Raw genomic sequence first — 10,838 nt, 5'->3', positions numbered from 1 at the left:
TGCTGCTGATGCCGGTCTTCCTGGTCTACCTCACCTCGATGGTCGGCGAGACAAACCGGGCGCCGTTCGACCTGCCCGAGGCCGAAGGCGAGCTGGTCGGCGGATTCCACACCGAGTACTCGTCGCTGAAGTTCGCGCTGTTCTTCCTGGCCGAGTACATCAACGTGACCACGGTCTCCGCGCTGGCGGTCACGCTGTTCTTCGGCGGCTGGCAGGCTCCGTGGCCGCTGAGCATCTGGGCCGGCGCCAACACCGGCTGGTGGCCGCTGGTGTGGTTCACCGTCAAGGTGTGGGGCTTCATCTTCGTCTATATCTGGCTTCGCGCCACCCTGCCGCGGCTGCGCTACGACCAGTTCATGGCGCTGGGCTGGAAGATCCTGATTCCGCTGGCGCTGGCCTGGGTGATCGTCGCCGCGGCGATGCGCAGCCTGCGCAACGGCGGCTACCCGCACGCGGACGCGGTGCTGATCGCGATCAGCGTGCTCACCAGCCTGGTGCTGGTGGTCTGGCTGCATCGACGATTCAGCCTGATCAGCGGCCATCCGCACCGGATGACCGCGCCGGCCGAAAAGGCTCCGGCGCCCGGCCCGGCCGCGATCACCGACGGCGGGTTCCCGACCCCGCCGCTGCCGTCGCGTCAGCCGGCGGCCGGCCTGCCGGCCCGGGTCACGAAGGAGGAAGTCCGTGGCTGACTTCGATGTCGATCCCGGCGAGCGGCGTCGGAGCACCTTCCGGGAGGCCATGGCCGGCTTCGGTGTGACCTGGCGGACGATGTTCAAGAAGCCGATCAACGACGGCTACCCGGAGCACAAGAAACCGACCGCGCCCCGCTATCACGGCCGGCACCAACTCAACCGGCACCCGGACGGCCTGGAGAAGTGCATCGGCTGCGAGCTGTGCGCCTGGGCGTGCCCGGCCGACGCCATCTACGTGGAGGCCGCCGACAACACCGACGAGGAGCGGTACTCCCCCGGCGAACGCTACGGCCGGGTCTACCAGATCAACTACCTGCGCTGCATCGGCTGCGGGCTGTGCATCGAGGCCTGCCCGACCCGCGCGCTGACCATGACCAACGAGTACGAGATGGCCGCCGACAACCGGGCGGAGATGATCTGGGAGCGCGACCAGTTGCTGGCCCCGCTGGAGCCGGGCATGACGGCCCCGCCGCACCCGATGCCGCCCGGGGCCACCGACAAGGACTACTACCTGGGCAATGTCACCGCCGACGGGCTGGCCGACAATCCGGACCTGTTCGTGCTGCTGGACCGGAAGAAACAGGGCAAATCCTGATGACCACCGTGTTGGCCACCGACGTCCTCGCCCGCACCTCGACCGGGGAGGCGGTGACGTTCTGGCTGCTGGGTGCGCTGGCGCTGATCGGCGGGCTGGGCGTGGTGGCGGCCGCCAAAGCGGTGTATTCGGCGCTCTTCCTGGCGATGACGATGCTGATCCTGGCGGTCTTCTACTTCATGCAGGACGCGATGTTCCTCGGCGTGGTGCAGGTCGTCGTCTACACCGGTGCGGTGATGATGCTGTTCCTGTTCGTGATGATGCTGATCGGGGTGGATTCGGCGGACTCGCTGGTCGAGACGCTGCGCGGGCAGCGGGTCGCCTCCGCGGCCGCCGGGATCGGGTTCGGCGTGCTGCTGATCGGCGCCATCGGCAGCGCCGGCCTGTCCTTCACCGGGCTGAGCCAGGCAAACGCCGGCGGTAACGTCGAAGGCCTGGCGGCGCTGATCTTCACCCGCTACCTGTGGGCGTTCGAGCTGACCGGTGCGCTGCTGGTCACCGCGGTGCTCGGCGCGATGGTGCTGGCACACCGGGAGCGGCTCACCCCTCGGCTGACCCAGCGGGAGCTGTCGATCCGGCGCTTCCAGCTCGGCCGGCACGTCACCCCGATGCCGACGCCGGGGGTGTACGCGCGGCACAACGCCGTCGACATCGCCGCGCTGCTGCCCGACGGGTCCTACTCGGAGCTGTCGGTCTCCGACACCCTGCAGCACCGCTGGGTGGACCACACCGGCGACGCCGGCCGGGCACCGAGCGTCGAGCGGGTCGTCGAGGATGCCGAGCGGCGCCACGTCGAGGCGGAGCGCAGCATCATCGCCGACCAGGCCACCGAGGAGCAGCGCTAGATGAATCCAGCCAACTACCTGTATCTGGCGGCGATGCTGTTCACCATCGGCGCGGCCGGGGTGCTGCTGCGGCGCAACGCGCTGGTGATGTTCATGTCGATCGAGCTGATGCTCAACGCGGCCAACCTGGCGTTCGTCACGTTCGCCCGGCTGCACGGCCGGCTCGACGGCCAGATGGTGGCGTTCTTCACCATGGTCGTCGCCGCCTGCGAGGTGGTGGTCGGCCTGGCCATCATCATGACGATCTTCCGGGCCCGCCGATCCACGTCCGTCGACGACGCGAACCTGCTGCGGGGCTGAGAACGCTTTGGGAGGCTGACAATTCCGGTGCCTGAGACTTACCTGACACACCTGTGCTGGCTGCTGGTGGCGCTGCCGGCCGCCGGGTCGTTGATCCTGCTGGTCGCCGGCCGGCGCAGTGACCGGTGGGGCCACCTGGTCGGCTGCGCCACCGTGCTGGCGTCGTTCGGGATCGGGCTGGTGCTGCTGGCCGAACTGCTGCGCCGGCCGGTCGCCGAGCGGACCATCCACCCGTACCTGTTCACCTGGGTGCCGGTCGCCGAGCTGCGGGTCGACTTCGGCATCCTGATCGACCCGTTGTCGATCTGCTTCGTGCTGCTGATCACCGGCGTCGGGGCGCTGATCCACATCTACTCGATCGGCTACCTGGCCGCCGACACCGAGCGGCGGCGGTTCTTCGCCTACCTGAACCTGTTCGTGGCGGCGATGCTGCTGCTGGTGGTCTCCGACAACTACCTGGGCTGCTACACCGGCTGGGAGGGCGTCGGCCTGGCGTCGTACCTGCTGATCGGTTTCTGGTTCGAGAAGCCGGTCGCCGCGGCGGCCGGCAAGAAGGCGTTCGTCTCCAACCGGGTCGGCGACTTCGGCTTCACGCTGGCCATGTTCGCGATGTTCGCCACCTTCGGCACCCTGCAGTTCGAAGGGGTGTTCGCCGCCGCACCCCAGGCGCCGCGCGGCATGCTCACCGCGATCGGCCTGCTTTTGCTGCTCGGCGCCTGCGCCAAGTCCGCCCAGCTACCGGTGCAGGCCTGGCTCTTCGACGCGATGGAGGGCCCCACCCCGGTGTCGGCGCTGATCCACGCCGCCACCATGGTGACCGCCGGGGTGTACCTGATCGTGCGGTCCGGCCCGCTCTACGACCTGTCCCCGGACGCCCGGTTGGTGGTGGCGATCGTCGGGGCGATCACCCTGCTGTTCGGGGCGATCATCGGCTGTGCGCTCGACGACATCAAACGCGCGCTGGCCGCCTCGACGATCAGCCAGATCGGCTACATGGTGCTGGCCGCCGGGCTGGGCACTGCCGGGTACGCGGTGGCGATCCTGCACCTGCTGGCGCACGGCTTCTTCAAGGCCGGGTTGTTCCTCGGCTCCGGCGCGGTGATGCACGGGATGAACGACGAGCAGGACATGCGCCGGTACGGCGCGCTGCGCGCCTTCCTGCCGGTCACCTTCGTCACCTTCGGGATCTGCTACCTGGCGATCATCGGGGTGCCGCCGTTCGCCGGCTTCTTCACCAAGGACGCGATCATCGAGGCGACGCTCGGTGTCGGCGGAACCCGGGGCGCGATCCTGGGCGGCGCCGCGGTGCTGGGCGCCGGCATCACCGCCTTCTACATGACCCGGGTGATGTTGATGACCTTCCACGGAGAACGGCGGTGGGCGGCAACCGAAGTCGAGGTCACCGAGGTGCGGGCGCTGCAACATCCGCACGAGGCGCCGCCGGTGATGACCTGGCCGATGATCCTGCTGGCCATCGGCGCGGTGTTCTCCGGCGGGGTGTTCATGATGGGCGGCGGGATGCTGGAGCGCTGGCTGGAGCCGGTGGTGAGCCCGCTGGGCAGACCGGAGGCACACCATCTCGTGTCGAACCACGCCGTCGCGTTGGTCACCTTCGGCGTGGTGGCGATCGGCGCCGTCGGGGCCTACTGGATGTACGGCCGCAAGCCGGTGCCGGTGACCGCTCCGGCCGACGTTTCACCGCTAACCGTCGCCGCCCGCAAGTTCCTCTACGGCGACGCCTTGAACGAGGAGGTGTTCATGCGGCCCGGAGACGAACTGGCCCGCGCCCTGGTCGAGGTCGACGACCGCGTGGTGGACGGCTCGGTCAACGGGCTGGCCCGGCTGGTGGCCCGTGGCTCGGACTGGCTGCGCGGCCTGGAGACCGGCTACGTCCGCAACTACGCGCTGGCCATGCTCGCCGGCACGGTGCTGATCTTCGCGGTGGTGATGGCGGTGGCCCAGTGAACACTCTCCCGCTGCTGAGCCTGCTGTGGCTGCTGCCGCTGGTCGGCGCCGTGGTCGTCATCCTGTTGCCGGCCGACGCACGAGGGCTGGCCAGGTGGGTCGGTCTGGCGGTGAGCCTCGGCACCCTGGCACTGGCCGTCGTGGTCACCGTCGGCTTCGATTCCACCGCCACCGGCGCGCAGTTCCAGTTCGTCGAGGCCCATTCCTGGATACCGGCGTTCGGCGCCGGCTACACGCTCGGCGTGGACGGCATCGCGGTGGTGCTGGCGCTGCTCACCGCCGGGCTGGTGCCGCTGCTGATGCTGGCCGGCTGGAACGACGGCGGCCTGCGCACCCGCGGCGCGCACGCCTACGCGGCGTTGACGCTGACCGTCGAGTCGATGGTGCTGATCTCGCTGGTCTCGCTGGACGTGCTGCTGTTCTACGTGTTCTTCGAGGCCATGCTGATCCCGATGTACTTCATGATCGGCGGCTTCGGCGGAAGGGGACGCCGGGCCGGGTCGGACGACGCGGACTCCGCGGCGTCAAAAGCCGCGCTGAAGTTCCTGCTGTACAACCTGTTCGGCGGGTTGATCATGCTGGCCGCGGTGATCGGGGTGTACGTGGTGACCGCCCAGCACGGCAGCGGCTCTTCCGGGGGCACCTTCGACTTCCGCACGGTGGTCGCGGCGTTCGCGCCCGACTCTACGACGGTCGACCCCGGCGTGCTCAAGCTGTTGTTCCTCGGCTTCATGTTCGCGTTCGCGGTCAAAGCCCCGCTCTGGCCGCTGCACCGCTGGCTGCCCGACGCGGCGGTGGAGGCGACCCCGGCGACCGCCGTGCTGATGATGGCGGTGATGGACAAGGTGGGCACCTTCGGGATGCTGCGGTACTGCCTGATGATGTTCCCGGACGCGGCCACCTACTTCCGCCCGGCGATCGTGGCGCTGGCCCTGGTCGGGGTGGTCTACGGCGCGATGGTCGCGATCGGCCAGACCGACATCATGCGGCTGATCGCCTACACCTCGATCTCCCACTTCGGCTTCATCATCCTGGGGATCTTCGTGATGACCAGCCAGGGCCAGAGCGGCTCGACGCTGTACATGGTCAACCACGGGCTCTCCACCGCGGCGGTCTTCCTGATCGCCGGCTTCCTGGTCTCCCGGCGCGGCGGCAACCGGTCGATCGCCGCCTTCGGCGGGGTGCAGAAGGTGGCGCCGGTGCTGGCCGGCACCTTCCTGGTCGCCGCGATGGCCACCCTGTCGCTGCCCGGGCTGGCGCCGTTCGTCAGCGAGTTCCTGGTGCTGCTGGGCACCTTCCCCCGGTACTGGGTGGTCGCGGTGATCGGCGCCACCACGGTGGTGCTGTCGGCGGTCTACATGCTCTGGCTCTACCAGCGGGTGATGACCGGCCCGGTCACCCACGGCAACGAGCGGATCCGCGACCTGGTGCCCCGCGAGGTCGTCGTCGTCGCCCCGCTGATCGCGCTGCTGCTGTTCCTCGGCTTCTACCCCAAACCGGTGCTGGACATCATCAACCCCGGCGTCGACCACACGATGACCACCATCGGTCAGACCGACCCGGCGCCGCTGACCGCGGAAGGGGCCCGGTGACGATATCCGCTGTGTCTTCAATGCCCACCCCGAGCATCGAATACGGCCTGCTGCTGCCGATGCTGATCGTCTTCGGCACGATGCTGCTCGGCGTGCTCGGCGAGGCATTCCTGTCCGGTCGGCCCCGCTCGACCGTTCAGCCGGTGCTGGCCGCCGGTGGGCTGATCGCCGCCTTCATCGCCGTGGTCGTGGTGGCGCGCCAGGTGCCGGGCGACGGGCGGACCGCGGTGCTGGGCGCGGTCGCCATCGATCGGCCGGCGCTGGTGCTGCAGGGCACCGTGCTGCTGGTCGCCCTGATGGCCGTCATCTTCATCGCCGAGCGGAACATCGACGCCGACCCGCCGGCCCCGCCGGACGGCCCGGGCGCGGCCACCGCGGTGCGGGCCCGGCGCGGCGGGCTAGACTCGTTCACCCCCCAGGCGGCCGCGGTGCCGGGCAGCGCCGCCGAGACCCAGGCGATCCGGGCCGGGGTGTCCCAGACCGAGGTCTTCCCGCTGATCCTGCTGACCACCGGCGGGATGCTGGTGTTCCCGGCCGCCAACGACCTGGTGACGATGTTCGTGGCGCTGGAGGTGCTGTCGCTGCCGTTGTACCTGCTGTGCGGGCTGGCCCGGAACCGTCGGCTGATCTCCCAGGAGGCGGCGCTGAAGTACTTCCTGCTGGGCGCGTTCTCCTCGGCGCTGTTCCTGTTCGGGGTGGCGCTGCTCTACGGGGTGACCGGCTCGCTGTCGGTGTCGGGTGTCGGGCGCGACCTGCTCGACCATCCGGGCGGCCTGATGGCGCTGGCCGGCGTCGGGCTGCTGCTGGTGGGCCTGTTCTTCAAGATCGGCGCGGTGCCGTTCCAGTCCTGGATCCCCGACGTCTACGTCGGGGCGCCGACGCCGATCACCGGGTTCATGGCCGCGGCCACCAAGGTGGCCGCGTTCGGGGCGCTGCTGCGCATCGTCTACGTGCTGCTGCCGGCCCTGCACGACCAGTGGCGACCGCTGCTGTGGCTGATCTCGGTGCTGACCATGGTGGTCGGCACGATCGCCGCGATCACCCAGACCGGCATCAAGCGGATGCTCGCCTACTCGTCGATCTCCCAGGCCGGCTTCATCCTGACCGGTGTGCTGGCCGCGGTGCCGACCGGGGTCTCCTCGACGCTGTTCTACCTGATCGCCTACAGCTTCCCCACCATCGGCGCGTTCGCGATCGTCAGCCTGATCCGGCACGGCGGCAGCGAGGAGGAGCTGGACATGTCCCGCTGGGGCGGGCTGGGCCGGCGCTATCCGATTGTCGGCCTGCTGTTCTCGATGTTCCTGCTGAGCTTCGCCGGTATCCCGCTCACCGGCGGGTTCATCGGCAAGTTCGCGGTCTTCAAGGCCGCTGCCGAGGGCGACGCGGTGCCGCTGGTGATCCTGGGTGTGACGATGAGCGCGGTGGCCGCCTACTTCTACGTGCGGGTGATCGTGTTGATGTTCTTCACCGACTCGCCGGCTAATCCGCCGCACCTGCTGATCCCCAGCCTATGGAGCAAGGTGGCGATCGCTGTCTGCGCGGTGATCACCCTGCTGCTCGGTATCGTCCCGCAGGCGGCGCTGGATCTGGCTGGCGCGGCAACGCAATTCGTTCGGTAGCGGCCCGCCGATCCGGTTTCGGCACGGGGTTCTTGTCAGCGGGTGAACACGGACAGCAGCTTCTTACCGAACGGCACTGATGCCGAGGCTCTTTCATCGGTAACGGTAACCTGCTCGCTGACCCGACGGCGCAATTCCGCCTGCAGCTTGTGATGCAGCGTCGAACCGGACGCCGGACATCCGTGGCACGCCCCGGACATTCGAACCGTCACGTTGTGTCCGGTCACCGATACCAATTCGATTGCTCCGCCGTGCGACTCGGCCAACGAGCCGATCTGTCCGGCCAGCAGTTCCTCGACGATCTCCGCCAACCGGCCCGCACCACTGGCCGGTGAATCCACCCGCCAACCCGCCGAGTCCAGCAGCGCCTCGCCGAGCGCTTCGCGTATCCGATCGCCCAACTCGCGCCAACTGTTGCCAGCGCTGAGGGTGATCAACACATCGGCGTCACGCACCACCAGATCGCCGATTACCCCGCGGTCCAGCCAAAGACCCAGCCGGCCCGGTGCTTGTCGGACGGTGCCGCTAGGTGGCAGGTGGGCGGGCGGGATCACCCACCGCAGCTGCTGCGGGTTGGCGGTCGCGGTGGCGTGGACGGGGATCATCCGCCGATCCCGATCGCAATCCAGCGGGCCGTGAACGCCGCCGCCCAGGCGAGCACGAACATGTAGCTGAACGCGAACGCCGGCCACCGCCACGAGTTGGTCTCCCGGCGCATCACGGCGACGGTGGACATGCACTGAAGTGCGAACATGAAATACGCCAGCAACGCGACGACGGTCGGCCCGGTGAAGACCCGATGCCCCCGATCGTCGGTCAGGACCGCCAGCGCATCATGCGGATCAGCGGGGTTCGTGGCCGCGGCAACCTCCCCGAGGGTGGACACGAACACCTCACGCGCCGACAGGGCACCGACCAGGGCGACGTCGGTGCGCCAGTCGAAACCGAGGGGTTTGAACACCGGCTGGATCGCCCTGCCCACGTGTGCGGCATAGCTGTGGTCCATGACGTACGCGGTGGCCTCGGTCGCCGACAGGCCCGCGGTCTCCGCGCTTCGGGCCGGCAGATTGAGCAGCGCCCACAACACCAGCGAAGCCGCCAAGATGACAGTTGCCGCCTTGCGTAGGAACATCTTCGCCGCAGTCCACGCCGCGACGACCACCGATTTGGCGGAAGGGAACCGATACGGCGGGAGCTCCATCGTGAACGGCAACAGGTCGCTGCGCAGAATCGTTGCTTTGAACGCCCACGCGGCGATCAGCGCGGCGGTTCCACCACCGAGATACAGCACGAACATGGTGATGCCCTGCGCACTCAGACCCCACCACCGTGCCCGTGGCTCGACAAGCAGACCGACCAGCACGGTGTACACCGGAAGCCGCGCCGAACAGGTCATCAGCGGCGCGGTGATGATGGTGGCGATCCGGTCACGCGATGACGGCAAGGTTCGCGCGGCCATCATGCCCGGGATCGCACAGGCGAACGACGACAGCAGCGCCACGAAGGCCCGGCCTTCCAGCCCGGCCTTCGCCATCACCCGGTCCATCAGGAACGCCGCCCGCGACATGTAGCCGATGCTTTCCAGGACCGCAATCAGCAGGAACAGCAACACAATCTGCGGAATGAACTGCAGAACCGTGCCGACGCCGCCGATGATGCCCTTCCCGATCAGGCCGCCCACGGCCGAGCTGGCGATCTGGTGGGTGGCTTGCCCGCCCAGCCAGGTGAGCGCCTGGGCGATCCAATCCCGCAGTGGTGCGGCGACGGTGAAAATGGCCTGGAAGAAGGCGAACATGACCAGGAAAAAGATCGCCGTCCCCCACAGCGGATGCAAAACCCACCGGTCGATCCGGCTGGTCCGCTGATCTGGTTGTGGGGCAACGTAGCCAGCCGCATCGAGGACCGACGTGGCCCAGGCATCGATGGCGGCGTGATCGGACGGAGGGAGAACCGGTGGCCGTTGCCACCGGTCGATGGACCTCAGCTGCGCGCGCAGGCCGTTGACTCCCGAACCGCGGTGCGCGACGATCGCGCTGACCGGAATGCCCAGCGCGATCGAGAGGGCGTGGATGTCAACGCGCCCACCGCGCAGGGTCAATTCGTCCCCCATGGTGAGCACCAGCAGGCACGGTAGGTCGAGCCGGAGCACCTGTGCCAACAGGGTTATCGAGCGACGCAACGTGGTGACGTCGGCGACCAGCAGGATCGCGTCGGGTCTGCCGATGCCGTCGAGGTCACCGGTGAGCAGATCGACAGCCACCTGCTCGTCGGGGCTGATCGGGTCGAGACTGTAGGTGCCGGGGAGGTCTTCCACCGAGATCGCGCCGCCGTCACCCTTGGTGAGACCGACGCTACGCCCGACGGTGACACCCGGATAGTTGCCGGTCTTCGCGCGCAGTCCGGTCAGCTGGTTGAAGACACTGGTCTTACCGGCGTTCGGACTGCCCACCAGCGCGACCCGCCGGCTACCCGCGACGGCGACGGCACCACCGTCGGCATGACAGGACGTCATTGGTCTGCTTCCTCGATCACCTCGATCACCTCGATCAAGAACGCCTCGCGTCGGCGAATGCACAGCTCGGTGTCGCACACCCGGTAGATCGTCGGGTCACCCAGCGGCGCTCGCCGGAGCACGTCGACCCGGGCAGCCCGTCGAAAACCCAGTTGCTGCAGGCGACGGGTCACCGCGGGGTTCACGTCCGGTGACACGTCGACGACGGTTGCCCGCTGGCCGGGCACCAGCTGGGCCAGCCTGACCACCGAATCGGGTCGATGTGAGTCTCGGTCTCGATCGAGCATGACTCCCTAGATGGTGAGCGTGGTCGGCAGCCGAACCTACACCACCGCCGGCACCGCCGGCACCGCCGCCCGGGCCAGGGGCGGCGGTGCCGGTAGGTCGGCTGCGGTCTGCAGAGCTACGCGTTGATGTCCCGGGCGACGAACTCTTCGAGGTCGAAGAGATTGTCGCCGGCACGATCGGCGGCATTCAGCAAGGTGGTCATCACCGCCTCCTCTTCGACCTGCTCCCCGAGGAACCACCACATCAACTGCTCGCCGAGGTGATCGCCCTCGTCCCGGGCCGTGGCCGCCAGGGCGCCGATTTGTTTGGTGACCGTGCGCTCCAGGTCGAGCGCCAGTGCCAGCGCATCGCGGGGGACGTCGAACTGATTGCGGACCTCGTCGGCTCCCGGGATCGTAACCCCGAAATCGCGATCGATGAAGTATTT

At 68.5% G+C, this 10,838-nt stretch carries 11 protein-coding genes; 7 read left to right on the top strand and 4 right to left on the bottom strand.

Annotation, left to right across the window (positions count from 1 at the left end; translation table 11 throughout):
• The 7 genes from AC2VNT_RS08635 to nuoN form a co-directional block, all read left to right on the top strand.
• On the top strand, positions 1-692 hold a 692-nt coding region (locus tag AC2VNT_RS08635; protein WP_486946461.1), incomplete at its 5' end, for a complex I subunit 1/NuoH family protein.
• Positions 685-1,290 carry an NADH-quinone oxidoreductase subunit NuoI gene (nuoI, locus tag AC2VNT_RS08630; RefSeq protein WP_486946460.1) on the top strand — a complete coding sequence of 202 codons (606 nt, stop codon included), beginning with the start codon at positions 685-687 and terminating at the stop codon, positions 1,288-1,290. The genes AC2VNT_RS08635 and nuoI, both read left to right, overlap by 8 nt.
• Positions 1,290-2,135 carry an NADH-quinone oxidoreductase subunit J gene (locus AC2VNT_RS08625; protein WP_486946459.1) on the top strand — a complete coding sequence of 282 codons (846 nt, stop codon included), beginning with the start codon at positions 1,290-1,292 and terminating at the stop codon, positions 2,133-2,135. The genes nuoI and AC2VNT_RS08625 overlap by 1 nt, the downstream gene beginning before the upstream one ends.
• On the top strand, positions 2,136-2,435 hold the full coding sequence (gene nuoK, locus AC2VNT_RS08620; RefSeq protein ID WP_486946458.1) for an NADH-quinone oxidoreductase subunit NuoK: 300 nt from the start codon (positions 2,136-2,138) through the stop codon (positions 2,433-2,435).
• A 42-nt stretch (positions 2,436-2,477) separates the two neighbouring features.
• Positions 2,478-4,400, top strand: a complete 1,923-nt coding sequence (gene nuoL, locus AC2VNT_RS08615) for an NADH-quinone oxidoreductase subunit L (RefSeq protein ID WP_486946462.1) — start codon at positions 2,478-2,480, stop codon at positions 4,398-4,400.
• Positions 4,397-5,992, top strand: coding sequence for an NADH-quinone oxidoreductase subunit M (locus AC2VNT_RS08610; RefSeq protein WP_486946457.1), 1,596 nt, complete (start codon positions 4,397-4,399; stop codon positions 5,990-5,992). Before nuoL ends, AC2VNT_RS08610 begins: the two co-directional genes overlap by 4 nt.
• A gap of 11 nt (positions 5,993-6,003) precedes the next feature.
• Entirely contained in the window at positions 6,004-7,611 is a 1,608-nt protein-coding gene (gene nuoN, locus AC2VNT_RS08605; protein WP_486946456.1) for an NADH-quinone oxidoreductase subunit NuoN, read from the top strand.
• A 35-nt stretch (positions 7,612-7,646) separates the two neighbouring features.
• Here nuoN and AC2VNT_RS08600 read toward each other — a convergent pair whose 3' ends face one another.
• From AC2VNT_RS08600 to AC2VNT_RS08585, 4 genes are all read right to left on the bottom strand, one after another.
• Positions 7,647-8,216, bottom strand: coding sequence for a NifU family protein (locus AC2VNT_RS08600; protein WP_486946455.1), 570 nt, complete (start codon positions 8,214-8,216; stop codon positions 7,647-7,649).
• Complete coding sequence (gene feoB, locus AC2VNT_RS08595; protein ID WP_486946454.1) at positions 8,213-10,123, bottom strand: ferrous iron transporter B; 1,911 nt, start codon at positions 10,121-10,123, stop codon at positions 8,213-8,215. The genes AC2VNT_RS08600 and feoB overlap by 4 nt, the downstream gene beginning before the upstream one ends.
• Complete coding sequence (locus tag AC2VNT_RS08590) at positions 10,120-10,410, bottom strand: FeoA family protein (RefSeq protein ID WP_486946453.1); 291 nt, start codon at positions 10,408-10,410, stop codon at positions 10,120-10,122. The genes feoB and AC2VNT_RS08590 overlap by 4 nt, the downstream gene beginning before the upstream one ends.
• 116 nt (positions 10,411-10,526) lie before the next feature.
• On the bottom strand, positions 10,527-10,838 hold a 312-nt coding region (locus AC2VNT_RS08585; RefSeq protein WP_486946452.1), incomplete at its 5' end, for a ferritin.

The organism is Mycobacterium sp. TH-M15, assembly GCF_057473705.1.
This window is presented reverse-complemented; position numbering and strand designations above follow the sequence as displayed.